We start from the raw sequence: 25,057 nt of genomic DNA, 5'->3' as shown, positions 1-25,057 counted from the left end.
GGGCGCAACAGTGCCGGGGGTTCTATGCTCGACACGTCACCGCATCCGAGGGAGATCATCCATGCAGCCCAGCCGTACGCGCATACGACCGGCACTCCCCCGGATAGGCGCGGCCGTGCTGCTCGGGGCCGTCCTCGCCGTGCTCGGGGCAGGAGTCGGCGAACCGCAACCCGCCAGGGCGGATGACCCGGTGACGTTCGATCAGAGTCACATCGTCGACACCGTCGGAGCGCTCGGAGACCGGGAGCCCGAGGTGGTCGCCGCCCTCGATGAGCTCTTCGCCGGCACCCAGATCGACCTGTTCGTGGCCTACGTGTCGAGCTTCGACGGGGTGGACGACACGTCGACCTGGGCCGACCAGACCGCCGTGGACAACGGGTTCGGCGACAACGATGTGCTGCTGGCCGTGGCCACGGATGACCGGCAGTACCAGCTGTCGGTCGCCACCGACTTCGTGCTCGACGAGGCCCAGCTCGCCGAGGTGCAGAACACCGCCATCGAACCGTCGCTGCGGGAGAACGATTGGGCCGGCGCCGCCATCAACGGTGCCGCAGCCATGGAGCAGAGTGTGGCCGGCGAGCCCCTCAGCGCCCCCGTCATCACTCCTGGCGAGGCCGGCCCGAGTTCCGGCGGCTCCGGCGGCGGTTTTCCGCTCTGGATCGCCGTGTTGCTGGTGCTCGCCGTGGTTGGTGGCATCGTCGCGATCGTGATCGTGGTGCTGCGGCGGCGCGGCACCGCCCCCGTCACCGGCCAGGGCAAGCCCACTGACGAGGTGCCGACGGCCGAGCTGAAACGGGAGGCGTCGAGCGCGCTGATCGAGACTGACGACGCCATCAAGACCAGCGGCCAGGAGGTGGGCTTCGCGCTCGCCTCGTACGGGGCTGCCGCCGCGGAACCCTTCCAGGCCGCCGTGAGCGGCGCGGCCGGCAAGCTCAGTCAGGCGTTCACTTTGCAGCAACGCCTCGACGACGCCGAACCCGACACCGAGGAGCAGGTGCGGGCCTGGTACCGCCAGATCATCGCCCTGTGCGCCGAGGCCAACCGTGCCCTCGACGAGCAGGCCGCCGCCTTCGACGAGTTGCGCCAGCTGGAGGCCAACGCCCCGGCCGCCGCGGCCGAGCTCGACACGGAGCTGGCTGCCATCGATGCCCTCCTCGACCAGGCCGAGGCCCGGGTGGCTGAACTCGCCACCCGGTACGCCCCCGCGGCGATCGACACCGTCACCGACAACCCCGAGCAGGCCGCCGAACGGCTCACCTTCGCCATCAACGCACTGGCCGAAGCCCGCACCCAGCTCGCCGCCGACGAACCGAGCGCCGCGGCCGTGGACATCCGCGCGGCTGAGGAGGCCATCGACCAGGCCAAGCTGCTGGTCGACGCCGTCGACAGGCTGGCCGCCGACCTGCAGCGGGCGGAGGCCGGCATCCCGGCGATGCTCGCCGACCTCGACACCGACCTGGTCGCCGCCCGTGCGCTGCCCGCGGCGGGCGAGGCGTCGGCCGCAGTGCCCGGGGTCATCGCCCGCACCGAGCAGACGGTGGCCGAGGTGCGCGCCAGCCTCGCCGCGCCGCCGATCAACCCGATCGAGCTGCTGCGCACCCTCGAGGCCGCGAATGCCGCCATGGATGCCGCGCTGCAGGGGGTGCGGAACGCCCAGTTGCAGGCGCAGCGCCTGCAGGCGGCGTTGGCCCAGAGCCTGCAGTCCGCGCGCAGTCAGGTGTCGGCGGCGGAGGACTTCATCACGGCCCGGCGCGGTGCGGTCGGCGCCGAGGCGCGCACCCGCCTGGCCGAGGCCGGCCGGTTGACCGCGCAGGCCGACTCCCTCGTTGCCAGTGACCCGGCCGCCGCGCTGGCCGTGTCCCAGCGGGCCGGCTCGCTGGCCGCGGAGGCGACGGCCATGGCCCGGCGCGACGTGGACAGTTTCTCGACCAACGACGATGACTTCGGCGACTTCTTCGGCGGCGGCGGGGCCAGCCGGCGCGGCGGTAGCAACGGCTCGATGGGCGCCGTGCTCGGCGGCATCCTGATCGGCCAGATTCTCGGCGGCGGCGGTGGGGGCGGCGGCATGTTCGGTGGCGGCGGCGGCGGCTTCGGAGGGATGGGCGGTGGCGGTCGGCGCAGCAGTGGCGGGGGCTTCGGCGGTGGCGGACGCCCCGGCAGCTTCGGCGGCAGCGGCACCCGCGGCCGGCGGGGCGGTGGCGGCCGCTTCTAGAACTCGCCTGAACCTCCCGCCGCGAGATGACAGTTGAGGCCCCTTAGATGCTCAGGAAGGGGCCTGAAGTGGCAACTCGCCGTCGGCATGCCGCAACAGACCCTTTCAACGAGCCGGAAGGGGCACTGTGCCGCAACTGCGCGAGACTCCTACCGCCCGAGCGCGAACAGGGGCGGGGCCGGGATGTCGACCGTCAGGTCGGCGAGGATCCGGCCGACGGTGGGGGTGAACTTGAAACCGTGGCCGGAGAAGCCGGCGCCCACGATCACCGGGCCGCGCCGGTCGAGCACGAAGTTCGAGTCCGACGTGGTCGTGTAGGTGCAGCTGATCGCGGCGAAGTCGTCGGGGTCGGCGCCAGGCAGCCATTCTCGGGCGTAACGGCGCAGGGCCAGCAGCTGCTCGGGCTCGGCGGTGAAGTCCCGGTGGTCGGGGTCGACGACGGGGCCCACGCCGTGCCAGCCGGCCTTGATGCCCTCCCCCGGTGTGTGCATTCCGTAGACCGGGGACCGCCAGTACCCGTAACCGGGCGTGCCGGGCCGGTAGCCGTGATTGAAGCCCGGCCAGGTGAAGCTGGTGTCGAGCACGGCGAAGTGCGCCGGCTGCTCCTGGGTGACCACCAGGCGCGGCAACGGCAGCAGCCCGGCGAGCAGGGTGTCCGTCCAGGCGCCGAGCGTGACGATCACCCGTTTGGCCTCGAACTGTTCGGTGTCGGTGTCTACCAGCACCCTGTCATCGCCGAGCACGGTGAGCCGGGTGGCCGGCATTCCGTGCTCGATGCGCGCGCCGTGGGCGGCCGCGGCGGTCTGCAGTGCGTCGACCGACGCATCCGCGTTCAGGCGGCCGGCCTCCGGCGTGTAGAGCACCTCGGTGTCGAAGCGGATGCCCGGCCAGCGTTCCCGCGCGGCGTCGACGGCCAGCAGTTCGGGGTCGAACCCCACCGAGGTGAGGGCCGCGTGCACCGCCGCGAACGGTTGACCCTGGCCGTGGTTGACCAGGCCCACCTGCTCGAGCAGCGTGGTGTCGGTGTCGTCCTCGAGCTCCCGCCAGAGCCGCAGCGCCTCTACCAGCATGGCCACGTAGGTGGGGTCGGAGTAGCTGAGGTTGAAGTTGCGGGAGGCGCCGTGCGAGGCGCCGGTGGTGTGCCCCCGGTCGAAGCGTTCCAGCAGGGTCACCTCGCGGCTGCGGCGGGACAGCTCCCAGGCGGCCGCTGAGCCCATTGCGCCGCCGCCGAGCACCAGGGTGTCGACACGGGTGGTCATCCGAGCACCTGGCGCACTGTGAAGTCGAGGGCGGCGACGGTGAGGGCGATCGAGGCCACGTCGATGCGTTCGTCGTTGCCGTGGAACAGCATCCGGAAGGTGCCGTAGTCCCAGCGCGGGCTGAGCAGGCCGAAGCCGTAGGCGGGGATGCCGCGGCGCCGGTAGAACCGGGCGTCGGAGCCGCCGACGCTGAGCACCGGCAGCAGGTCGGCGTTCGGGTAGGCGCGGGCGACCGCGGAGCTCAGCGCGGCGAACAGCGGGGTGTCCACCGAGGAGCGGGTGGCGGCCTCGAACCTGTCGCCGACGATGTCGATGTCGACCATCAGCTCGCCGAGGGCGTGGCGCAGGTAGGCGTCCACGTGGCCGGCGTCGGTGCCGGGCAGCACCCGGATGTCGAGGTCGACGGTGGCCAGCGACGGGATGACGTTTTCCTTGGTGCCGGCGCGTACGATGTTGGGCGAGATGGTGGTGTGGCTTGAGGCGTGAGCGAAGCCGGCCAGGGTGCCCAGCTCGTGCACGGCGTCGTCGATGCGGGCCGGGTCGGTGAGCCGCTCGGCCAGCTCGGCGGGCAGGCCGAGCACCGACACGTAGTGCCGCCAGTCCGCGGTGATCTGCACGGGCGCTTCGAACCGGGCCAACCGGCTCACAGCCTCGGCGGCGATCACGGCGGCGTTGCGGGCACCCCAGGGCGCCGAGCCGTGGCCGGGGGTGCCGTGCACGACCAGGCGTCGGCCGGCAATGCCCTTCTCCCCCACCGTGGTGGTGATCGACGGCCGCACGCCCACGGGCGCGCCGCCGGATTCGGTGAGCACAAAGTCGGCGTCGATGAGGTCGAGGCGGTGCTCGGTAAGCCAGCCCACTCCGTGCCGGCTGCCGCTCTCCTCGTCGGCGACGGCCGCGAAGACAAGGTCCCCGCGCGGCCGGAACGGGCCCATGGCGAGGTCGCGGATCACGACGGCGTAGCTGGCGGTGAGGTAGAGCATGTCCAGGGCGCCCCGGCCCCAAATCTCGCCGTCGACGAGCTCGGCGGTGAACGGGTCGCGGCTCCAGCCGTCCAGGTCCACCGGTACGACATCGGTGTGGCCGACCAGGGCGAGCGACGGGGCGGTCTTGTCGGTGCCGCGGAGGCGGGCGATCAGCGATGCCCGGCCGGGGTGCGGTTCCACCACCTCGAGCTCGAGCCCGGAGCCGGCGAAGAACCCCTCGAGGGTGCGCACGCTGCGGATCTCGCCGCCGGAGTCGGCGGTGCCGTCGTTCACACAGGCGTTGCGGATGAGATCGCGCAGCAGGTCGACGGTCTGGCGGGTGAGCACATCCGGGTCGGTCATCAGCGCACCATTCCCGCCAGGCTGTGGGCGAACTCGTCCAGAATGGCCCGGCCGGCCGGCCAGGCGCCGAGCTTGCTGGCCGCGTTGAGGTGCCCGGCGTTGCCCACGTCGACGAAGCCGGCGCCCCATGCGGCCGCCAGGTTACGGGCGGTGCCGAGAGCGCAATACGGGTCGTCAGCACTGGCGATCACCAGGGCGGGGACGCCGAGCAGGACCGGTTCGGCCGAACGGAAGCTCGGCGCCGCCTGCGGGAACCCTGCTCCGAACCGATCCGGCGGCGCCACCAGCAGGGCGCCGCGAACGCGGCCGGGCTTCTGCGCCAGCCAGGCCGCGGCGGCCAGGCAGCCCAGGCTGTGCGCCACCAGGATCGTGTCCGGCGTGGTGACGGCCGCGTCCACGGCGGCGATCCAGTTCTCGAGGTCAGGCTCGTCCCACGAGGCCGGGCGGATGCGCACGGCATCCGTCTGTGTCGCCTGCCAGCGGGACTGCCAGTGCTTCTCGTTGGAGTCGTTGATGCCCGGCACGATCGTCAGGCTCAGGGGGGTCGGCATGCAACACACACTATCCGCCGCGGCGACGCTGCCGATGAATCGGGCGAAGGTGCAGGGGAACGCGGTAGCTTCTTAGCGTTGACACCCTTCGAAAGGACACTCACATGACCAAGCAGTCGATCTTCGGCCGCATCGCCCAGCTCACCCGGGCGAACATCAACGCGATGCTGGACTCCGCGGAAGACCCCCAGAAGATGCTCGACCAGATGGTGCGTGACTTCACCAACAGCATCGCCGATGCCGAAAGCGCGATCGCCGAGACCATCGGCAACCTGCGCATGCTCGAAGACGACCACCGCGAAGACGTGCAGGCCGCCGGCGAGTGGGGTCGCAAGGCCCTCGCCGCCAGCCGCAAGGCCGACGAACTGCGCACGAATGGCAACGCCGCCGACGCCGACAAGTTCGACAACCTGGCCAAGGTGGCCCTCGGCCGCCAGCTGCAGTCCGAGAAGGAGGCGAAGGACGCCGAACCGCAGATCATGAGCCAGACCGCCGTCGTGGAGCAGCTCAAGACCGGCCTGAACACCATGAAGACCAAGCTGGGCCAGCTCACCGCCAAGCGCAGCGAACTCATCGCCCGGTCCAAGACCGCTGCCGCGCAGTCGCAGGTGATGGATGCCGTGAAGAGCATCGACATGATGGACCCCACCAGCGAGGTCAGCCGGTTCGAGGAGAAGATCCGCCGCGAAGAGGCCAAGGTGCGTGGCGCCAGCGAACTCGCCGCATCCAGCCTCGACGCGCAGTTCGAGAGCCTCGACGACCTCGGTGAGCTCACCGAGGTGGATGCCCGCCTCGCCGCGCTCAAGGCCGGCTCGCCCTCCTCGATCGAGCAGTAGCGCACCGCCTCACACAGCGTGAATCCGGAACGGCCACGGGAATACCCCGGGGCCGTTCTGTATTGTCACCACCATGACTACTCTCGGAATCATCGGTGCCGGTCATATCGGCAGCCAGCTCGCCCGCCTCGGCGTGGCCAACGGATACGACGTCGTGGTGAGCAACTCCCGCGGTCCGGCGACCCTCGAGGGCCTGGTGGCCGAACTCGGGCCGCGGGCCCGCGCCGCCCTGCCCGCAGAGGCCGCCGCGGCCGGTGATCTGGTGATCGTCACGATCCCGCTGCACGCCATCGACACATTGCCGCTGCCCGAACTGGCCGGCAAGCTCGTGATCGACACCAATAACTACTACCCCCAGCGGGACGGCAACATCGTGGCCCTCGACGAGGAGACCTCGACGACCGCCGAGCTGCTGCAGGACCTGCTGCCGGACGCCAGGGTCGTGAAGGCGTTCAACCACATCTACGCCGCGGACCTCACCACCGACGGCCAGCCGGCCGGCTCGGCGAATCGCCGTGCCCTCGTCATCGCCGGCAACGACCCCGAGGCCCGCGCGGTCGTCACTGCGCTGCTGGACGACTTCGGTTTCGACACCGTGGACCTCGGCCCGCTGAACGAGGGCTGGCGGATCCAGCGCGACACCCCGGGCTACGGCCCGCGGATGGACGAATTCGAGCTGCGCGAGGCGGTGAGCGCGGCCATCCGTTACCGGGACATGCCGCAGGCGGTCTAGGCCGACGCCCCCGAACTGGCAGATGCGCCCGGCCGGGGCCGAGGGGCATACTGGGGTGGTGTCCCCCAACTACGTGGTCGTGCCGCAGTGGCAAGGTTCGGTTTCTCCGCGCGCGATGCGCCTGGTCGACGGGGCGGAGGCGATCCAGGGCGACCTGCCCTCCTCGGTCACCTTTCCCGTCGACGTGCCCGCCGAAGCGGGCGATGCCCTGGACACCGGCATCCACCGGTTCTCGGCGCTGCTGACGGTGCGTGACCGGCAGTTGGCCGTGCTCCGAGCCGGTTCGGAGCCGGTGCTCACGATCGGCGGCGACTGCGGGGTGTCCTTCGGCGCCGTCGAGCACGCCTCCCGCCGGCACCCCGGCGACATCGCGCTGGTCTGGTTCGATGCCCACCCCGACCTGCACACCAGCGAATCCTCGCAGTCCGGTGGCTTCGGTGGCATGGTGCTGCGCGCCATCCTCGGTGACGGCGTCGACGGTCTCGCGCTCGACGCCGATGCCCGGCTCAGCCCGGACCGGGTGGTGCTGGCCGGCGTGCGCGACATCGACCCGGCCGAAGATGTCTACATCACGGAGCAGGGCATCCCGCTGGTGCCGGTGGAGGATTTCGGCACCCCCGCGGCGGTCGTGGCCGCGGTCAAGCGCACGGGCGCCGCGCACGTGTATGTGCACATCGACCTCGACGTGCTCGATCCTGCCACGATCGTCGGCCTGTCGAACATCTACCCGTTCGGTCTGGCCGTGGAGGGCCTCACCGCCGCGATCACGGCGCTCCGCGCCGAATTCTCGCTGGCCGGCGCCACCATCGCCGGCTTCGCGCCGTCCTCCCCCGAGGCTGCCATCGACGACCTGCCCAGCATCCTGCGCATCATCAGCGCGATCACCCGCTGACGACCTTTTCGCTTGCCTGATCGAAGGAGATCAACCATGACCACGGAGGACTTGAGAGTCGTGACCGAGCGGCGCGGGCACCTGCTGCTGATCGGGCTGAATCGGCCCGAGAAGCGCAATGCGGCTGACTTCGCCATGTTGCAGCAGCTCGCGCTGGCCTACGGGGAGCTGGAGCGTGACCCGGAGCTGCGCGTGGGTGTGGTGCACGCTCTCGGCGAGCACTTCACCGCCGGGCTCGACCTGGCCGATGTGGGCCCGCGGCTCGGCCCCGACGGTATCGACATCGTGCCTGAGGGCGGCCTCAACCCCTGGCAGGTCGACGGCACCGCGCTGACCAAGCCCGTGCTGATCGCCGTGCAGGGCACCTGCCTCACTCTGGGCATCGAGCTGATGCTGGCCAGCGACATCGTCGTCGCCGCCGAGTCCACCCGGTTCGGCCAGATCGAGGTGAGCCGGGGCATTCTGCCGTTCGGCGGCGCCACGATCCGGTTCCCGCGCGCCGCCGGCTGGGGCAATGCCATGCGCTGGCTGCTCACCGGGGACATGTTCGACGTCAGGGAGGCGCACCGGATGGGGCTGGTGCAGGAGATCGTACCGAACGGTCGCGAGCTGCACCGTGCCATCGAGCTCGCCGAGCGCATCGCCGCGCAGGCGCCGCTGGCCGTGCAGGCCACCCTCGCCAGCGCCCGCACGGCGCTCCGTGACGGACCCGCAGCGGCCGAGGCCGAGCTGCAGCCCGCCCTGGCGCGCCTGGCCGGGTCGACGGATGCCCGCATCGGCATGGAGGCGTTCCTCTCGCGCCAGCCCGCCGCGTTCCAGGGACGCTAGTCTGGCGAACTCTGGATTCCTCCCGGGAACGGTCGGTAGGCTGCGACGATGACCGACTCTGCAGCGATGCCCGCCACCCGTAGCTATGACGTCATCGTGATCGGTGCCGGCGCCGTGGGCGAGAACGTGGCCGACCGCACCGTGCAGGGGGGCCTCCGCACCCTCATCGTGGAGGCCGAACTCGTCGGCGGCGAGTGCTCATACTGGGCCTGCATGCCCTCCAAGGTGCTGCTGCGCAGCGGCGCCGCCCTCGCCGCGGCCCGCCGGGTGGCCGGCGCGGCCGAGGCGGTCACCGGGCAGCTCGACGTGGCTGCCGTGCTGGGGCGCCGCACCACCTTCACGCACGACTGGAACGACGACAGCCAGGCCGACTGGCTGGCCTCCGCGGGCATCGACCTGCTGCGCGGCCACGCCAGGCTCAGCGGCGTGCGCGAGGTCACCGTGCAGACGACGGATGGGCCGGTGGTCGTCACTGCCAGGCACGCCGTGGTCCTCAGCACCGGGTCCAGCGCCCTGTTGCCCGACATCGACGGCCTTGCCGACGTGTCACCGTGGACCAGCCGGGACGCCACCTCGGTGACGAACCTGCCCGGCCATCTCGCCATCATCGGCGGCGGTGTCGTCGCCGTGGAGATGGCCGCCGCGTACCGGTCGCTTGGCGCCGAGGTGACCCTGCTCGTGCGCAGCTCCCTGCTGCGCGACCAGGAACCGTTCGCCGGAGACCTGGTGGCCGACGCCCTCACCGACGCGGGTGTCCAGGTGCTCACCGGCGCCAGCCCCACCGCGGCCCGCCGCATCGATACCGGCCAGGTGGCCCTGGTGCTCGCCGACGGCCGCACCATCACGGCCGACGAGGTGCTCGTGGCCACCGGCCGGGCGCCGCGCAGCCAGGACCTCGGCCTGGAGACCGTGGGCCTCACTCCGGGCGACTGGGTCGACGTGGACGACACCCTGCTGGTCACCGGCGACTCCGCCGCCCTGGCCGGCGACTGGCTCTACGCCACCGGCGACGTCAACCATCGGGCCCTGCTCACCCACCAGGGCAAGTACCAGGCCCGGGCCGCGGGAGACGTCATAGCCGCCCGCGCGAGCGGCCGGATCGTCGACGACGCACCGTGGGGCACCCACGTGGCCACGGCCGATCACGCCGCGGTGCCGCAGGTGACCTTCACCGACCCCGAGGTGGCCTCGGTCGGGCTGACCGCCGCGGCGGCCGAGCAGGCCGGCTACCGCATCCGGGTGCTCGACTACGACCTGGCCGGAGTCGCCGGCGCCAGCGTGCTGGCCGACGGCTACACCGGGCGAGCCCGCGCCGTCGTCGACCTCGACACCGAGGTGCTGCTGGGTGTCACCTTCGTGGGCGCCGGTGTCGGCGAGCTGCTGCACGCGGCCACCATCGCCGTGGTCGGCGAGGTACCGATCAGCCGGCTCTGGCACGCTGTGCCCAGTTACCCCACCCTCAGCGAGGTCTGGCTGCGGCTGCTCGAGGCCTACGGCCGGCCGCCGGCCAGCAGCGACCGGAGCCTCTGATGCGACGGCTTCTGCTCGATTCCCCGCTCAGCCGGGCCGGGTATCTGTACGCCACCGCCGTCGGCCTGGTCTGGGGTGCGATCTGGAGCACCGGCCGCGTCGAACGCCGGAACGGCCTGTTCGTGTTCCGCGGGCTGCCCGCCTGGTCGTTCGGCCGCGGCGGCTCCTGCGTGGGCGCCGTCTACCTCACCAACCAGAACGTGACGGCAGATGTGCTCGAGCACGAGGCCGTGCACAAGGTGCAGTGGCAGCGTTACGGCATGCTTTTTCCGCTGCTGTATCTGCTCGCCGGGCGGGACCCGTTGAAGAACCGGTTCGAGATCGAGGCGGGCCTGGAGAAGGGCGGCTACCTACGCCAGAAGCGTGCGGCTACGCGTGCTCCGCGCGCCCGTCACGCCAGTACCCCATGAAGGCCACCTGGCGACGGTTGATGCCGACCTCGGAGACGAGGAAGCGGCGCAGCCGCTTGATCACACCGGCTTCACCGGCCAGCCAGGCGTAGAGCTCGCCGTCGAGAGCCGATCCGTCCGGCACCTCCCAGAGGATGCTCTCGTCGATGTCGATGTCGGGCAGCTCGGTACCGCTGTGGTGTGCGGTCAGGAAGCGGGCCGTCCAGCCCCGAACGGCAGATTCGAGCGCAGAACCGTGGGCGGCGCCGTTGCGGGCCAGCCAGGTCACGGTGACCCCGTCGGGAGCGTTGGTCTCGTGCGCGTCGCCGTCTTCGGGCACCTCGATGTAGGCGCAGCCCCGAGCGGTGCGCGGCAGGGCCGAGAGGATGGCGCAGATCGCCGGAGCGGCGGTCTCGTCGCCGGCGATGAGCACGGTGTTGGCGTTGCCCGGGGCCCACTCGATGCCCACGATCGGGTTGTCGCCGTCGGCGACAGGTCCCACGATGGCGACCTCGTCGCCGATGATCGCGGCGCGCACCCAGCGCGATGCGGGGCCGGCGTCGCCGTGGGTGACGAAGTCGATGTCCACCTCGCGGTGCTCGGGGCGGGCGTGCCGCACGGTGTAGGTGCGCAGGGGGTTCCGGCGCTCCGCGGGCAGGTCGCGCCAGGTCTCGTACCAGGAGTCGCTCTGCGGGAAGGACGAGACCCCGACGCCGGGCAGCGGGAGGACGAGCTTGATGCGCTGATCGAGGCCGGCGGTGCCGAATTCGTGCAGGTCGGGGCCGGTGAAGGTCACCCGGGTGAAATTTGTCGACAGACGTTGCACGCGGGCCACCGAGACGGCGAACGGGCGGTAGCTGGGGCGCGGTGCCCGCACGCGTGCGGCGGCCGGCGCGGGAGCGACTGTCGAGGTAAGCATGGCCTAAGTATGGCATGCCTTACCTATGTTTCACCTAGCGATTTCCGGTGAAAGGTTCCGAGGTGGGTCGTTACGCGGCGGTGACCCACTCGCTGGCGACGTAGCTGCCCGCGCCGCGCCGCGTGGCCGGGCTGACGTAGCCGGTGGGGATCGCGGCGGGCTGTCCGCTGCTCACGTAGCCGGCCGGCTCGGCTGAACGATCGGTGCGGGGGCCGGCGATGCTGATGTAGGAATTCATGATGCTCCTGTCGGGTGGGGCTGGTTTCGACGCAGAGCTTCATTGGACGCGTGCTGGTGGTGGTGTGTGATCGCGCGGCCGGCCGGCTGGGCCGGCCGCGCGAGTGAGGTGGTGGTGCGGGTGTTACTCGCCGACGCCGACGGGCTCAGCGGCCACGTTGGCCGAGCCGGCCGCAGCGTCGGTGGCCAGGTTCAGCCTGAGGCTCGCGCCGAGGGTGGTGTCCACGTTCGTCCAGTACTGGATGGCGCGTTCCTTGACCTCGGGGCGGGTGACGCCACCGACGGCACCGGTGATGGTCTCCAGGAACCGGGCCTTGGCCGCGTCGTCGAAGACGTCGCGGTAGAGGGTGCCGGCCTGGCCGAAGTCGTCGTCCTCGGAGCGGAGGGTGGCGGCGCTGCGCACCAGCGCACCGTCGAACTCCCAGCTGCCGTCGCCCGCGAGGGCCGGATCGGCGACGGGGCCGCCGAGCGAGTTGGGCGCGTAGACCGGGGCGCTGGCGTCGTTGAAGTGGTACCGGGCGGCGCCATCCTGCGAGTAGTTGTGCACCGGGGACTGGGGCGCGTTCACCGGCAGCTGGTTGTAGTTGGTGCCCACGCGGTAGCGCTGGGCATCCGGGTAGGAGAAGATACGAGCCATCAGCATCTTGTCGGGGCTGGCGGCGATGCCGGGCACGAAGTTGGCCGGCGAGAACGCGGCCTGTTCGATCTCGGCGAAGAAGTTGCCCGGGTTGCGGTTGAGGGTGTGCGTGCCCACCTTGATGAGCGGGAAGTCCGCGTGCGGCCAGACCTTGGTGAGGTCGAACGGGTTGAACCTGTAGGTCTTGCCCTCTTCGTAGGGCATGACCTGCACGTGCACGTCCCAGGACGGGAAGTCGCCGGCGTCGATGGCTTCGTAGAGGTCGCGCCGGTAGTAATCGGCGTCGGCGCCGGCGATGAGCTCGGCCTCTGCGCCTTCCATCTCGATGTTGCCCTGGTTGGAGGTGAAGTGGTACTTCACCCAGAAGCGCTCACCGGCGGCGTTGATCCACTGGTAGGTGTGCGAGCCGAAGCCGGGCATGGTGCGCCAGGACCGCGGCAGGCCGCGGTCGCCCATCAGGTAGGTCACCTGGTGGGCGGACTCGGGCGAGAGGGTCCAGAAGTCCCACTGCATGTCGGCGTCGCGGAGGCCGGAGCCGGGCAGGCGCTTCTGCGAGTGGATGAAGTCGGGGAACTTGATGCCGTCGCGGATGAAGAACACCGGGGTGTTGTTTCCGACGATGTCGTAGTTGCCCTCCTGGGTGTAGAACTTCACCGAGAAGCCGCGCACGTCGCGCCAGGTGTCCGGGCTGCCCTGCTCGCCGGCGACGCTGGAGAAGCGCTGCAGGGTGTCGGTGCGCGCGCCGGGCTGGAACAGCGCCGCGCGGGTGTATGCGGACACGTCACCGGTGACTTCGAAAACGCCGTGCGCTCCGCCGCCCTTGGCGTGCACGATGCGCTCCGGGATGCGCTCGCGGTTGAACTGCGCGAGCTTCTCGACCAGGTAGCGGTCGTGCAGGGCGGTGACGCCGTCGGCGCCGGCGGTGAGGGAGTGCTCGTCGCTGGGAACCGGGGTTCCGGTCTGGGTGGTGGTGGGGGGCAGTGTTGTCATGGTGCTCCTTCGTGTCATGTGCTGGTCGTTCGCGTCGTTTAGAAGTCGGTGGATGTCGAGGGGAGCGTCGTGCCGGTCTGGCAGTCCGGGCAGAGACCCCAGAAGGTGACCTCGGCGGTCTGCACGACGAAGCCGGCGGTGTCAGACGGGGTCAGGCAGGGAGCTTCGCCGGTCACGCACTCCACGTCGCGAACGCTGTGGCAGTTCGTGCAGACGATGTGGTGGTGGTTGTCGCCCACCCGGCGCTCGAACAGCGCGGCGGAGCCGGCCGGTTCGATGCGGCGCACCAGACCGGCGGTGTTGAAGGCGCCGAGCACACCGTAGACCGCCTGCAGGGAGGTGCCGGGCAGTTGCCGGCTGACGGCCTCGAAGAGCTGGTCGGCGGTGGCGTGCGGAGACTCGGCGAGCCCGCCAAGCACGGCCAGCCGGGGTGCGGTGACCTTCAGCCCCGCAGCGCGAATCTCGGCGGCATGGTCGGCGGCGTGGTCGAGGGCGGCTGGTATCGCCTGGTCGTCCATTCCGTGTCTGTGCATGCCCTCACGCTAGCAGTTGTTTTGAATCACTCAAAACAAGACACGCCGGTCACAGGCCGGCCGGCACCCGGTCCTGCCAGCGGAGTCTGCGCTCCAGTTGCGCCCCGAGCGCCAGCAGGGTGGCCTCGCCGCCCGGCCGGCCGATCAGTTGAACACCCATCGGCAGCCCGTCGGCGGTCTGCGCGACGGGCAGGGTGATGGCCGGCAGGCCGCAGACATTCACCATCGAGGTGAACGGCGTGTACTGCACCTGCTGGGCGAAGTTGCGTTCGCCATCCGTGGCGTCGTACCAGCCCACAGGTCGCGGGGTCAGCGCCAGCGCGGGCGTGAGCACGGCGTCGAAGCGGGCCAGCTGACGGATGAACGAGCGCTCGTAGGCGGCCAGGGTGCTCAGCGCCTCGGCCACGGCGCTGCCGGTCAGCGAACGGCCGCGGTGCATCAGCCACCGGGTGAGGGGTTCGAGCAGGGCCTCCTGCTCCGGGGTTTCGGCGGGGATCCGGGCCGCGCTGAGCTGCCACAGCGCCCGGAAGGCCGGCGCGTAGCTCGGGTCTGCCGTGAGGGCGGTTTGTTCGATGCCGTGCCCCATCGCCGCGAAGCCGTCCACGGCCGAGGTGAGCGCGGCCAGGGCCTCCGGAGCCAGGCTGATCTCGTAGGCGTCGTCCCAGGCCGAGGTGGTCATCACGCCCAGCTGGTACCGGCCCTCACCGCGGATGGCGGCGCCGAGCAGCTGCTCGTCTCCCCCGGGCGCCCGCACCGAGAACGGATGCTCCGGCCGGCCGCCGCCCGGCGCGATCATGGCGTCCAGCAGCAGGGCCGCATCCGCCACGGTGCGGGCCAGCGGGCCGGCCACCGGCAGTCCGCCGGGCACGTCGAGGCCGCTCGCCGCCGGAATTCGGCCCCGGGACGGCTTCAGGCCGACGAGGCCGCAGGCGGCGGCGGGGATCCGCACCGAGCCGCCGCCGTCACTCCCGGGTGCGAACGGCAGCATCCGGGCGGCCACGGCCACCGCGGCGCCGCCGCTGGAGCCGCCGGCGCCGAAAGTGGGGTTCCAGGGATTGCGGGCCGGCGGGGCGGCCAGGCTCTCGGTGTAGGAGGGCAGACCGAACTCGGGTGTATTGGTCTTGCCCAGGCTGATTCCGCCGGCAGTGTCGAGGGCCTGCACGAGCAGGTCGCTGGTTTCGGGCACGTTGTCCCGCATCAGCCGGGAGCCCAGGCGCGCGGGCACGCCGGCGCGCAGCTGCAGATCTTTGTCGCCGAAGGGCAGGCCCCATAGCGGTGCGGTGCGGGGCACCTCGTTCTCCACGAACCGGGCCCTGGCCAGGGCGGCCTCGGCGGTCACGGTGACAAAAGCGCCGAGCCCGGGGTTCAGCCGCTCGATGCGGGCCAGGTAGTGCTCGGTGAGGTCGGTGGGGCTGATCTCGCCCCGCTGCAGCGACCGCCACTGGTCGAGGGCGGTCAGTTCGAAGAGGTCGGCCATCCCCCGAGCCTAGCCATGCTGGCGCCGGAAACCCCGGCGCGGGTAGCCTCGGAGGATGACCCGCACCAAGACTGCCGCGCTGTACAACCCGATGGGCACGACCGCCCTGGTCACCGGCGCGTCCAGCGGGCTGGGGGTGGGCTTCGCGCACGAGCTCGCCCGCCGCGGCGCCGACCTGGTGCTCACCGCCCGGCGGCTCGACCGCCTCGAGGCCCTCGCGGTGGACCTGGCCGAGAAATACGGCACCGTGTCGACGGTGATTCCGCTCGACCTCGCCGAACCCGGCGCCGTACCCGAGCTGGTGCGGGACCTGACCGAACGCGACATCCGGGTGGCCACCCTGGTCAACAACGCCGGCTTCGGCCATTTCGGCGCCCTGGTGGATGCGCCGGCCGGCCGGGTGCACGACCAGGTCGCCGTGAACGTGGCGGCGCTGACGGATCTCACCCACGCCCTGCTGCCCGGTCTTCAGGCCGCGGCCCTCGCCCATCCGCACGGGGCCGCACTGGTGAACCTGGCCAGCACCGCAGCGTTCCAGCCGGTGCCGCGGCTGGCCGTGTACGCCGCCGCCAAGGCCTACGTGCTCAGCCTCACCGAGGCGCTCTGGTACGAGACGCGGGCCACCGGCCTCAAGGTCACCGCGGTGTGCCCCGGCCCCACCGAGACCGAGTTCTACGCCGTCGCCCGGCGGTCACCGGACGGGCCGCGGCGTCTGATGAGCGTCGACGAGGTGATGCACACGGCCTTCGCCGCTCTCGACGCGGCCACGACTCCCCCGCACACCGTCGTCGGCGGCCAGAACCGGGTCGTCGCCTGGCTGGCCGGAACAGCACCCCGGCGCGCCGTGGTGACGGTGACCGGGCGGTTGTCGCGCCGCTGAGTTGCCGGCTGCCGCTACTTCAGGCTCTTCTGAAGCAGCACGGTGCCCAGCCAACGCTCGAACTTGAAGCCGACCTTGCCCATCCGGCCGATCTCCTCGAAACCGAAGTCCTGGTGCAGCTTGATCGAGGCGTCGGCGCCCTGGTCGGCGATCACGGCGATGATCTCCTTGAGGCCGGCGGCCCTGGACCGCTCGATGAGTTCGGCCAGCAGAACCCGGCCCAGCCCCTTGCCGGTGGAGGCGGCACCGAGGTAGATGGAGTTCTCGACGGTGAACCTGTAAGCCTTCTTCTGCTTCCACGGGCTCACCAGGGCGTAGCCGAGCAGCTGGCCGGCAGGGGACTCGGCGACGATGAACGGCATGCCGAGCTTGGCCAGGTAGTGGAACTTGTCGCGCCATTCGGCAAGCGTCATCGCATCCTCGTCGAAGGTGACGGTGCTGTTCGCGACGTAATAGTTGTAGATCTCCTGAATATGGGGCAGGTCGGTCTCCACCGCGTCGCGCAGCGCGTACTCGAACGGCGCCTCGGGCGCCGGCGCCGGAGACAGGTGACGCGGCAGCCGCCGACGGGGCTGGTATTCCTCTTCTAACACCGGACGGGTCCTCTCCACATGCTGTTCAGGCTACCGTCAGCGACCAGTCGATGGGCGCGGCGCCCTGCGCGGCCAGCAGCGCGTTCGCCCGGCTGAACGGGCGCGATCCGGTGAATCCACGTCGGGCCGACAGCGGGCTCGGATGCGCGGAGACGATGGTGGGGGTGTCTCCCAGTAGCGGGGCGAGGTTTTCGGCGTCCTTGCCCCAGAGGATGGCGACCAGCGGCGTGCCGCGGGCGGCCAGCGCCCGGATGGCCTGCTCGGTCACGGCCTCCCAGCCGTGTCGCCGGTGCGAGCCCGCGGCGCCGGCCCGCACCGTGAGCACCCGGTTGAGCAGCAGCACGCCATGCCGGGTCCAGGGGGTGAGGTCGCCGGTGGCCGGGGTCGGCAGCCCGAGGTCGTCGTGCAGCTCGGTGAAGATGTTGCTCAGGCTCCGCGGCACCGGGCGCACCTCAGCGGCCACCGAGAAGGCCAGGCCCACCGGATGCCCTGGGGTCGGGTACGGGTCCTGGCCCACGATGAGTACCCGCACGTCGGCGAACGGCTGCCGGAAGGCCCGCAGGATGTGCTCCGGCGCGGGCAGCACCCGTTCGCCGGCCGCGGCGTCGGCCCGCGCGAAGGCGAGCGGGGCCGCGAACGGGTCCACGGTGTTCACGTCGACCGGCGCATCCCCCGCGCCGGGGACGCCGAAGGCGCGCGCCCAACCGGGGTCGATCGGCGCCGCGATCAGCGCGGGTTCTGCCATCCGCTAGGCGCCGAAGGTGCTCACCAGCACCCCGCCCTCGGATTCGCTGACGGTCCAGACACTGCCGGCGCCGGCCACGCCGAGGGTGCCCTGGCCCACGATCAGCACGGTGCCCTCGTCCACGGCGAGGCCGCCGCGGATGAGTCCGGCCTCGGTGGCGGCGACCATGCGGCTCAGGGTGCCCCACTGGGCGACGTGCACGTCGACGGTCACGTCGAGCAGGCCGATGCCGTTCTCGATGGTGATCTCGTCGAGGTCTTCCGAGGCTTCCTGCGGGCTCACCGGCACGCCGCCGATGCGCCAGCCGCCGAGCAGGGCTCGCTCGGCCGCGATCATCGCGCCGGCGGAGTAGCCCAGGTACGGGATGCCGGCGGCCACCTGGCGGCGGATCTCACCGGCGATGGGCGCGACGGCCGTGAGGTAGGCGGGGGTGAGGCCGCCGCCGATGACGATGCCGTCGGCATCCGCCACCGCCAGCAGGGTCGCCAGGCCATCGAGGGCCAGCGACGTGATGACGGGGTCAAGCGGGCCGGCTGCTTCGAGCGCGGCGACGAGTTTGGCGGCGTGGTCGTCGCCGTCGCCGTTCCGCACCACGATGATCGCGATCCGCGGGTCGGTGCGGCCGGCGGCGGTGGCCCGCAGGGCGGCCTCGGCCAGGAACGGCCCGAAGACCGCCGCGTCGTTCTCGGTGTCGTTTTCGGGGGCCCAGCCGCCGCCGACGAGGTGGATGCTCATGCGTCGACCACCGAGGTGAGCGGGGTGGCCGTCACGGGCGGCAGCGACGACCAAGGGAAGACGATCCAGCCGTCGGTCTCGCGCCAGGTGAAGTCGGGCACGTGCACGGTGCGCGGCTTGGTGTACAGGGTGGCGGAGCGCACCTCACCGGCCGATTCCTTGAGGATGCCGACCACGAGGGCGAGGGTGTGGCCGGAGTCGGAGACGTCGTCGACCAGCAGCACCCGCAGGCCCGCCAGGGCCGGGGCGTCGAGCATCGGGCCGGACAGCACGGGCTCGGGCAGGCGCTCGTCGATGCCGCTGTAGAACTCGACGTTGATGGAGCCGCAGTTCTTGGTGCCGAGGGCGTAGGAGATGGCTCCGGCGAGCAGCAGTCCGCCGCGGGCGATGGCGATCACGACATCGGGCTGGAAGCCGCTGGCCAGCACCGTCGAGGCCAGCGACCTGGAGGCGTCGGCGAAGTCGGTCCACTCCAGCACCTCGCGCGGCGGGTCGATGGTGGCGGGGGGCGCGGTTTGCTGCTGGTCGGGTTGCATTTGTCAATGGTAGAACCTCGGGCGGCCGCAGTGCGCGGCCGAAGGGCCCGGTTCCGCGGCGACGCCCCGGTTACAGGAGAATTGACCCATGATCACACTGCACCAGGACGCCCACGGTTTCATCCGCATGAACCGCCACTTCCCCAGCAAGACCCCCATCGCGATTCTCTTCACCGACGGCACGACCGGCGAGTACACCGGCGCTCGGCTGAACGACCTGTACGACACGGCGCTGGCTACCTTCCGCGCCGAGAACCGCCTGGATGCCAAGGGCTTTTCCCGCGCGCCGGCGAAGACCGTGCACCCCACCAACAACGTGGAATTCGTGCCGGTCGAGTCCGGGATGGCGCCGTAACCGTCTTGTGAGCCTTCTGCCGCACAGCGCCGAGGTGGAGATCGTGCTGCTCCTGGCCTCCCCCGTGCACCGCTACGAGGGGCGCCCGGCCGACGGGCCGCTGCCGATGGTCGGCGCGGAGAGCCACCCCAGCGTCCGCCTGCGGGCGGGCCTGGGCATCGTGGGCGACCGGCACTTCGCCAAACCGGCGCACGTACACGCGTCGGTCACCGTGATGAACGCCGACGTTCTGGCGCAGGTGGCGGATGACCTCGGCCTGCCGCGCACTCTGGACCCGGCCGCCACCCGGCGCAACGTCCTGCTGCGCGGGGTGGATATCGACTCTCTGCGCGGCGCCACGTTCTCGCTCGACACCGGCGACGGCCCGGTCGAGTTCCTGGTCAACCGGCCGGCGAACCCGTGCGCCTGGATGGACGTGGTGCTGGCTCCCGGCGCGCACCGGGCCCTGCGGGGCCGCGGCGGCATGCGCTGCGAACCGCTGACCGACGGGATGCTGCGGCTCGGGCCCGCCCGGCTGCGCTGCAGCAGCCCCCTGACCGGTGTGGGGCTTACGGGTGCCGAACCGCCTGGCCGGCCAGCACGGCCCGGTAACCCTCCCGGTAGCTCGGATAGGTGAAGCTGAACCCGGTCTCGAGGATTCGACGGTTGCTCACGCGTTTGTCGCCGCCGCGGCGGCCGCCGGTCTCGACGATCTCCGGGTGGGGCAGGCCGAGTTCGTCGGCGAGGAAATCCAGCACCTCGGTGGCGGGCACCGGCGTCGAGTCGACGCCGAGGTAGAGCGGGTCGGGCGCCGTGTCCCGACAGACCAGGTGCACGATCATGGCCGCGGCGTCGTCGCGGTGGATCCGGTTACTGAGACGGCCGCGCGCGGCAATCGTCGCCCGCCCCTCGCGGACCTGCCTGATCAGGCGCTCCCGGCCGGGGCCGTAAATGCCGCCCAGGCGCAGCACGACGGCGGCCGGGATCCGGCTGCGCAGCAGCTGCTCGGCCTCGAGCAGGATCGAGTCGGTGCCCGGTCCCGGGGCCGCCGGGGTCTCCTCGTCGACAGTGCTGCCGTCGTTCACGTCGTACACCGCGGTGGAGGACACCAGCAGGAACCGGCGCGGGGTGACCCCGGTCGCGTCGAGGGCGTCGAGGAGGTTGGCCAGGCCGGTCACATACGCGGCCCGGTACACCGCGGGGTCTGGGTTGCCCGCGGCGACGGTCACGATCACGATCTCGGTGTCCGCCGGCACCTCGGGCCGCTCGCGGCTCAGGTCGACGGACTGCCCGTTGAGGGCGACCGGGAGCACCCCGGCCTGGCGGCGCACTCCCACCACTCGTTGGCCGAGGGCGACCAGGCGGAGGCCCACCTCGGTGCCGAGGTCGCCGCATCCGGCTATCAGTACAGTCATGACTCCAGTATGGAGCGGCTCGCGCGGCGTCAGAGCACGTCGCCGTCGGCCGCCGGCGGAACGTGGCGTTCCGGCGTGCCGTTGTAGAACGACAGCGGCCGGATCAGCGCGTTCGCGGCCAGTTGTTCCATGATGTGCGCGGTCCAGCCGGTCACCCGGGCGGCGACGAAGATCGGCGTGAAGCTGGCGGTGTCGAAACCCATCAGGTGGTACGCCGGGCCGGCCGGGTAGTCCAGGTTGGGCAGGATGCCGGTGCGGGTCTTCATGCCGTCGGCGAGCGATTCGTAGAGGTCGAGCAGGTCGGGCCGGTCGAAGTGGTCGATCAGGGTGAGCAGCGCCGCGTGCATGGTGGGCACCCTGGAGTCGCCGTGTTTGTACACCCGGTGGCCGAAGCCCATCACCTTGCGCTTGTGCGCGAGGGTGTCCTCCAGCCAGAGTTCTGCGCGCTCCGCCGACCCGTCGCCCAGGCCGATCTCGCTGAAGATGTGCATCACGGCCTCGTTCGCGCCGCCGTGCAACGGGCCCTTGAGCGCCCCAATCGCCCCGGTCACGGCGGAGTAGAGGTCGGAAAGGGTGGAGGTGATCACCCGGGCCGTGAACGTGGACGCGTTGAAGGAGTGCTCGGCGTACATGATCATCGACACGTCGAAGGCTTCGACGACCTCGACCTCCTGCACCTCGCCGAAGGTCATGTAGAGGAAGTTCGCCGAATAACCGAGGTCGTCGCGGGGTTCGACGAGGTCGAGGCCGTGCCGGCGGCGCTGATCGTACGAGACGATCGCCGGCAGCTGCGCGAACAGGCGCAACGACTTGGCCAGGTTGGCCTCCACCGACGAGTCCGGGGTGCTCAGGTCGTTGGCGCCGATCACGCTCACGGCGGTGCGCACCACGTCCATCGGATCGGCGGAGGTGGGGATCTCGTCGATCACCCGGCGCACCGAGTGGTCCAGGCGCCGGAGTGACCGCTCGGCGACCTCGAATGCGGCCAGTTGCACATCGTCCGGCAGCTCGCCGTGCCAGAGCAAATAGGCGACCTCTTCGAAGCTCTTCTGCGCGGCCAGTTCCTGCACCGGGTAGCCACGGTAGAGCAGCGAGTTGGAGTCGGGGTTGACCCTGGACACCGCCGTCGTATCGGCCACCACCCCGGCCAGGCCGCGGTGGATCTCCGGCACGACCGGCTGTTGCACCGGGGCCGTGTGGGTGGGCTGGTTGATAGTCATTTCGCTCCTTTGCGTCCTGAGGTACTTAGCCGTGCTGGTACTGCTTCGTGGTGCCGTTGTGGTGCTGGGCTAGCCGTCGTGACCGCTCAGAGTGAAGTTGAAAATCCCCGAATCGAAGCGATTGTAAGCCTCGTAGTCCAGCAGCCGGTAGAGCTCGGCGCGGGTTTGCATGTCCGGCAGCCGGCTGGTCAACGAGCCCTCGGCGAGGATGGTGTCCAGGCCCGCAACGGCTGCGCCCATCGCCAGGCGCAGCAGCGACACCGGGAAGATCACCAGGTTGATGCCCACGTCGGCGAGCTGGTCGACCCTGAAGAGTTCGCTCTTGCCGAACTCGGTCATATTGGCCAGGATCGGCACGTCCACCGCCGCCCGGATGGCTTCGAATTCGGCCAGGGTGCCCATGGCCTCGGGGAAGATCGCGTCGGCGCCGGCATCCACCAGCGCCTTGGCCCGGTCGATCGCTGCGGCCAGCCCGTCGACGGCGCGGATGTCGGTGCGCGCCATCACGAGCAGGTTCGCATCCCGCCGGGCGTCGACGGCCGCGCGGATGCGCTTGAGGGCCGTGTCGGTGTCGACGACCTGCTTGCCGTCCAGGTGCCCGCAGCGTTTGGGGTTGACCTGGTCCTCGATGTGCAGGCCGGCCACGCCGGCATCCTCGAGGGTCTGCACGGTGCGGGCCACATTCATCGGCTCGCCGAAGCCGGTGTCGGCGTCGACGAGGGTGGGCAGGTCGGTCATCCGGGAGATCTGCTGACTGCGGCCGGCGACCTCGGTGAGAGTGGTCAAACCGATGTCGGGCAGACCGAGGTCGGCGGCGAGCACGGCACCGGAGATGTAGACGCCCTCGAATCCCTTGGCCTGGATCAGTTTGGCGCTGAGCGGGTTGAACGCGCCGGGGAAACGCAGTAGCTCGCCGCCGGCGAGGTCGGCGCGGAGTTGCGCGCGCTTGGCGGCGGGGGTGAGTCCGGAGTAGAGCATCAGAAGATTCCGTTCAGGCTGGGCAGCGGTTCGAGGAGGCCGGGGCGGGCCACCAGGGTGAGGCCGCCGAGTTCGGCAGCGGTCAGCTCCGGCAGTCGCTGGGCGAGGTCCAGGAATCGCTCGATCTCGGCCGGCTCCAGGGCGTTCGCGGCGAGCAGCCGGAACTTGGCGACGTAGTCGGGGCGCACGAACGGGCGGGCGCCGAGCGGATGCGCATCCGCGACGGCCAGCTCGTCGACCAGACGGCTGCCGTCGGCCAGCAGGATCTCGACCCGGCCGCCGAACGCCTTCTCGGCGGGGTCGCTGGAGTGGTACCGGCGGGTCCACTCGGCATCTTCGCTCGTGCTGACCGTGTTCCACAGGGCCACGGTGTCGGCCCGGCCGGCGCGCTCGGGCCGGTAGGAGTCCTCGTGATGCCAGGAGCCGTCCTGGAGCGCGACGGTGAAGATGTACGGCACCGAGTGGTCCAGGGTTTCCCGGCTGGCCCGCGGGTCGTACTTCTGTGGGTCGTTGGCTCCGGAGCCGATCACGTTGTGGGTGTGGTGTGAGGTGTGGATGACGATGCTCGCCACCGCGCCGGGCACCAGGATTTCGGGGTGCTCGCGGTGCAGCTTCCGGGCCAGGTCGATGAGCGCCTGGGCCTGGTACTCCGCGGAGTGCTCCTTGGTGAAGCTGTCCAGGATCGCCCGTTTGGGCTCACCCGCGGCCGGCAGGGCTACGTCGTAAGCGGCATCCGGTCCGTCGAGCAGCCAGGCGATCACGCCGTCCTCACCCTCGTAGATCGGGGTGGGGCTGGTCTGGCCGCGCATGGCCCGGTCGACGGCCTCGACGGCCATCTTGCCGGCGAACGCGGGAGCGTACGCCTTCCAGGAGGAGATTTCGCCCTTGCGGGACTGCCGGGTGGCCGTGGTGGTGTGCAGGGCCTGGCCGACGGCCTGGAAGATCGTGTCGGGGTCCAGGCCCAGCAGGGTGCCGAGGCCGGCCGCGGCCGACGGGCCCAGGTGGGCGACGTGGTCGATCTTGTGCTTGTGCAGGCTGATCGAGCGGGCCAGGTCGATCTGCACCTCGTAGCCCGTCGCGATGCCGCGCACCAGGTCGCCTCCGGTGAGGCCGCGGCGGGCGGCCAGGTGCTGGGCGACGGCGATGAGCGGCGGGATGTTGTCGCCGGGGTGCGAGTACTCGGCGGCGAGGAAGGTGTCGTGGTAGTCCAGTTCCCGCACGGCCACCCCGTTGGCCCAGGCCGCCCACTCCGGCGAGACCCTCTCGGTGTCGGACGGGCCGAACACCGTGGCGCCGTCGCCGCCGGTCGACCGGGGATGCGCCAGCGCCTGCGACCGGGCGGCGGCGACGGCGGCACGGGTCAGCGAGGCCGCGGCGACGGCGGCGTTGTCGATCACCCGGTTGATGATCATCTCGGTGACGTCGTCGTCGACCGGGACCGGGTCTGCCGCGCAGGCGGCGATCTTCCAGGCCAGCTGGTCGGTCTTGGCGGGGCTGTTCTCGCTGGGGTGCACGCGCACGGAGGTTGTCTGCACGAGGGTGGTCCTTTCGAATCGGGGAGGTCAGGAGGTCGTTTCGGTGGCCTCGAGCACCGCGAGCACACTCGCGAGGCTGAGATGCAGGTGCACGTGGGTGGCGTGCGCGGCGAGCGCAGCGTCGCCGTGGATGATCGCGTCGAGGATCAACAGGTGTTCGGCCGCGGCGGCCCGCAGCCGCACCGGGTTCCCCCTGGCCACCCGGCGGATGCGGGCCAGGTGGGTGCGCACGGTGACCAGGGCGCCCACCAGGAAGGAGTTGTCGACGGCGGCGTCGATGGCGGCGTCGAACTCGTCGATCAGCGCGTAGTACTCGTGTATGCCGTCTTCGCCCGCATCGAGCAGGGCCGGGGCGGCGACGAACCGGTCGCGCAGCATCCCGAACGCGGTGCGGTCATCGCGGCGCGCGGCCAGCGTCGCGGCCCGCTCCTCGAGGGCCTCGCGCAGCTCGTAGAGGTCGTTGATCGACTCGACCGACATCTCGGTGACCGAGAAGCCCCGGCCGCTGCGGCCGGCGACGAGACCGGCGGCCACGAGCCGCGCCACGGCGGAGCGCAGCGGGGTGCGGGAGACGCCGAGCCTGGCGGCCTGTTCCACCTCGAGCAGCACCGTGCCTGCCGGCAGGACTCCGTCGAGGATCTCGTCACGCAACACCCTGTAGGCCCGGTCGCTCGCCCGCTCCGGTGCGGATTTCACGGTCTCTGTATACACACGCGCATTCTATTCCCCTATTGC

Annotated in this window: 27 protein-coding genes; 10 read left to right on the top strand and 17 right to left on the bottom strand. The window is 71.1% G+C overall.

Features of this window, described 5'->3' with window-relative positions; all coding sequences use genetic code 11:
• Positions 1-115: 115 nt before the first annotated feature.
• Positions 116-2,212, top strand: a complete 2,097-nt coding sequence (locus B7495_RS03665; RefSeq protein WP_205748709.1) for a TPM domain-containing protein — start codon at positions 116-118, stop codon at positions 2,210-2,212.
• A gap of 149 nt (positions 2,213-2,361) precedes the next feature.
• On the opposite strand, the gene B7495_RS03660 is transcribed toward B7495_RS03665, so the two are convergent.
• The 3 genes from B7495_RS03660 to B7495_RS03650 are packed head-to-tail and all read right to left on the bottom strand — an operon-like array spanning position 2,362 to position 5,350.
• Positions 2,362-3,471, bottom strand: coding sequence for an FAD-dependent oxidoreductase (locus B7495_RS03660; RefSeq protein WP_088455375.1), 1,110 nt, complete (start codon positions 3,469-3,471; stop codon positions 2,362-2,364).
• Positions 3,468-4,799, bottom strand: coding sequence for a M20/M25/M40 family metallo-hydrolase (locus B7495_RS03655; RefSeq protein WP_088455374.1), 1,332 nt, complete (start codon positions 4,797-4,799; stop codon positions 3,468-3,470). Before B7495_RS03655 ends, B7495_RS03660 begins: the two co-directional genes overlap by 4 nt.
• The gene (locus B7495_RS03650) at positions 4,799-5,350 is read right to left on the bottom strand and encodes an alpha/beta hydrolase (RefSeq protein ID WP_168195279.1); all 552 of its coding nucleotides are present in this window, start codon (positions 5,348-5,350) and stop codon (positions 4,799-4,801) included. Before B7495_RS03650 ends, B7495_RS03655 begins: the two co-directional genes overlap by 1 nt.
• A gap of 104 nt (positions 5,351-5,454) precedes the next feature.
• Here B7495_RS03650 and B7495_RS03645 point away from each other — a divergent pair, with 104 nt between their 5' ends.
• The 6 genes from B7495_RS03645 to B7495_RS03620 all read left to right on the top strand — a co-directional run bounded on the left by B7495_RS03645 (position 5,455) and on the right by B7495_RS03620 (position 10,579).
• Positions 5,455-6,186 (top strand): PspA/IM30 family protein, encoded by a 732-nt coding sequence (locus B7495_RS03645; protein WP_088455373.1) that lies wholly within the window; start codon positions 5,455-5,457, stop codon positions 6,184-6,186.
• Between the two features lie 73 nt (positions 6,187-6,259).
• On the top strand, positions 6,260-6,919 hold the full coding sequence (locus tag B7495_RS03640; protein ID WP_088455372.1) for an NADPH-dependent F420 reductase: 660 nt from the start codon (positions 6,260-6,262) through the stop codon (positions 6,917-6,919).
• A gap of 58 nt (positions 6,920-6,977) precedes the next feature.
• Complete coding sequence (locus B7495_RS03635) at positions 6,978-7,811, top strand: arginase family protein (protein WP_088457883.1); 834 nt, start codon at positions 6,978-6,980, stop codon at positions 7,809-7,811.
• Positions 7,812-7,847: 36 nt separating this feature from the next.
• Positions 7,848-8,639: a crotonase/enoyl-CoA hydratase family protein gene (locus tag B7495_RS03630; RefSeq protein ID WP_088455371.1), complete on the top strand. Its 792-nt coding sequence runs from the start codon at positions 7,848-7,850 to the stop codon at positions 8,637-8,639.
• A 48-nt stretch (positions 8,640-8,687) separates the two neighbouring features.
• Positions 8,688-10,169, top strand: a complete 1,482-nt coding sequence (locus B7495_RS03625; RefSeq protein ID WP_240632384.1) for an NAD(P)/FAD-dependent oxidoreductase — start codon at positions 8,688-8,690, stop codon at positions 10,167-10,169.
• A complete protein-coding gene (locus B7495_RS03620) occupies positions 10,169-10,579 on the top strand; it encodes a Fe-S oxidoreductase (RefSeq protein ID WP_088455370.1) in 411 nt (136 codons plus the stop codon). Before B7495_RS03625 ends, B7495_RS03620 begins: the two co-directional genes overlap by 1 nt.
• Here B7495_RS03620 and B7495_RS03615 read toward each other — a convergent pair.
• The 5 genes from B7495_RS03615 to B7495_RS03600 form a co-directional block, all read right to left on the bottom strand.
• Positions 10,539-11,477: a siderophore-interacting protein gene (locus B7495_RS03615; RefSeq protein ID WP_088455369.1), complete on the bottom strand. Its 939-nt coding sequence runs from the start codon at positions 11,475-11,477 to the stop codon at positions 10,539-10,541. The genes B7495_RS03620 and B7495_RS03615 overlap by 41 nt on opposite strands.
• A gap of 70 nt (positions 11,478-11,547) precedes the next feature.
• Positions 11,548-11,715 carry a hypothetical protein gene (locus B7495_RS19025; RefSeq protein ID WP_165787969.1) on the bottom strand — a complete coding sequence of 56 codons (168 nt, stop codon included), beginning with the start codon at positions 11,713-11,715 and terminating at the stop codon, positions 11,548-11,550.
• Between the two features lie 123 nt (positions 11,716-11,838).
• Complete coding sequence (locus tag B7495_RS03610; RefSeq protein WP_088455368.1) at positions 11,839-13,341, bottom strand: catalase; 1,503 nt, start codon at positions 13,339-13,341, stop codon at positions 11,839-11,841.
• 38 nt (positions 13,342-13,379) lie between these two features.
• Positions 13,380-13,859 (bottom strand): Fur family transcriptional regulator, encoded by a 480-nt coding sequence (locus B7495_RS03605; RefSeq protein WP_088455367.1) that lies wholly within the window; start codon positions 13,857-13,859, stop codon positions 13,380-13,382.
• A gap of 64 nt (positions 13,860-13,923) precedes the next feature.
• Positions 13,924-15,351, bottom strand: coding sequence for an amidase (locus B7495_RS03600; protein ID WP_088455366.1), 1,428 nt, complete (start codon positions 15,349-15,351; stop codon positions 13,924-13,926).
• Positions 15,352-15,406: 55 nt separating this feature from the next.
• Here B7495_RS03600 and B7495_RS03595 point away from each other — a divergent pair, with 55 nt between their 5' ends.
• Complete coding sequence (locus B7495_RS03595; protein ID WP_240632383.1) at positions 15,407-16,231, top strand: SDR family oxidoreductase; 825 nt, start codon at positions 15,407-15,409, stop codon at positions 16,229-16,231.
• A gap of 14 nt (positions 16,232-16,245) precedes the next feature.
• On the opposite strand, the gene B7495_RS03590 is transcribed toward B7495_RS03595, so the two are convergent.
• The 4 genes from B7495_RS03590 to B7495_RS03575 are packed head-to-tail and all read right to left on the bottom strand — an operon-like array spanning position 16,246 to position 18,840.
• The gene (locus B7495_RS03590; RefSeq protein ID WP_088455365.1) at positions 16,246-16,824 is read right to left on the bottom strand and encodes a GNAT family N-acetyltransferase; all 579 of its coding nucleotides are present in this window, start codon (positions 16,822-16,824) and stop codon (positions 16,246-16,248) included.
• 25 nt (positions 16,825-16,849) lie between these two features.
• The gene (locus B7495_RS03585) at positions 16,850-17,569 is read right to left on the bottom strand and encodes a uracil-DNA glycosylase (protein WP_088455364.1); all 720 of its coding nucleotides are present in this window, start codon (positions 17,567-17,569) and stop codon (positions 16,850-16,852) included.
• Between the two features lie 3 nt (positions 17,570-17,572).
• Complete coding sequence (locus B7495_RS03580; protein WP_088455363.1) at positions 17,573-18,304, bottom strand: Type 1 glutamine amidotransferase-like domain-containing protein; 732 nt, start codon at positions 18,302-18,304, stop codon at positions 17,573-17,575.
• Positions 18,301-18,840: a phosphoribosyltransferase gene (locus B7495_RS03575; protein ID WP_088455362.1), complete on the bottom strand. Its 540-nt coding sequence runs from the start codon at positions 18,838-18,840 to the stop codon at positions 18,301-18,303. Before B7495_RS03575 ends, B7495_RS03580 begins: the two co-directional genes overlap by 4 nt.
• A gap of 88 nt (positions 18,841-18,928) precedes the next feature.
• On the opposite strand from B7495_RS03575, the gene B7495_RS03570 reads away from it, so the two are divergent.
• Together B7495_RS03570 and B7495_RS03565 are read left to right on the top strand one after the other, a co-directional pair.
• Entirely contained in the window at positions 18,929-19,195 is a 267-nt protein-coding gene (locus tag B7495_RS03570; protein ID WP_088455361.1) for a hypothetical protein, read from the top strand.
• 7 nt (positions 19,196-19,202) lie between these two features.
• Positions 19,203-19,811: an MOSC domain-containing protein gene (locus B7495_RS03565; protein ID WP_240632382.1), complete on the top strand. Its 609-nt coding sequence runs from the start codon at positions 19,203-19,205 to the stop codon at positions 19,809-19,811.
• Here the strand turns inward: B7495_RS03565 and B7495_RS03560 are convergent.
• The 5 genes from B7495_RS03560 to B7495_RS03540 form a co-directional block, all read right to left on the bottom strand.
• On the bottom strand, positions 19,744-20,589 hold the full coding sequence (locus B7495_RS03560; RefSeq protein WP_088455360.1) for an NAD-dependent epimerase/dehydratase family protein: 846 nt from the start codon (positions 20,587-20,589) through the stop codon (positions 19,744-19,746). The two genes, B7495_RS03565 and B7495_RS03560, sit on opposite strands and share 68 nt — an antisense overlap.
• A 29-nt stretch (positions 20,590-20,618) precedes the next feature.
• Positions 20,619-21,809 carry a bifunctional 2-methylcitrate synthase/citrate synthase gene (locus B7495_RS03555; RefSeq protein WP_088455359.1) on the bottom strand — a complete coding sequence of 397 codons (1,191 nt, stop codon included), beginning with the start codon at positions 21,807-21,809 and terminating at the stop codon, positions 20,619-20,621.
• 69 nt (positions 21,810-21,878) lie between these two features.
• Positions 21,879-22,787 (bottom strand): methylisocitrate lyase, encoded by a 909-nt coding sequence (gene prpB / locus B7495_RS03550; RefSeq protein WP_088455358.1) that lies wholly within the window; start codon positions 22,785-22,787, stop codon positions 21,879-21,881.
• The gene (locus B7495_RS03545) at positions 22,787-24,322 is read right to left on the bottom strand and encodes an MmgE/PrpD family protein (protein WP_088455357.1); all 1,536 of its coding nucleotides are present in this window, start codon (positions 24,320-24,322) and stop codon (positions 22,787-22,789) included. The genes prpB and B7495_RS03545 overlap by 1 nt, the downstream gene beginning before the upstream one ends.
• Positions 24,323-24,349: 27 nt before the next feature.
• Positions 24,350-25,033, bottom strand: a complete 684-nt coding sequence (locus B7495_RS03540; protein ID WP_240632381.1) for a GntR family transcriptional regulator — start codon at positions 25,031-25,033, stop codon at positions 24,350-24,352.
• Positions 25,034-25,057 lie beyond the last annotated feature (24 nt).

This window comes from Cryobacterium sp. LW097 (genome assembly GCF_002205495.2).
GTDB lineage: Bacteria > Actinomycetota > Actinomycetes > Actinomycetales > Microbacteriaceae > Cryobacterium > Cryobacterium zongtaii.
This window is presented reverse-complemented; position numbering and strand designations above follow the sequence as displayed.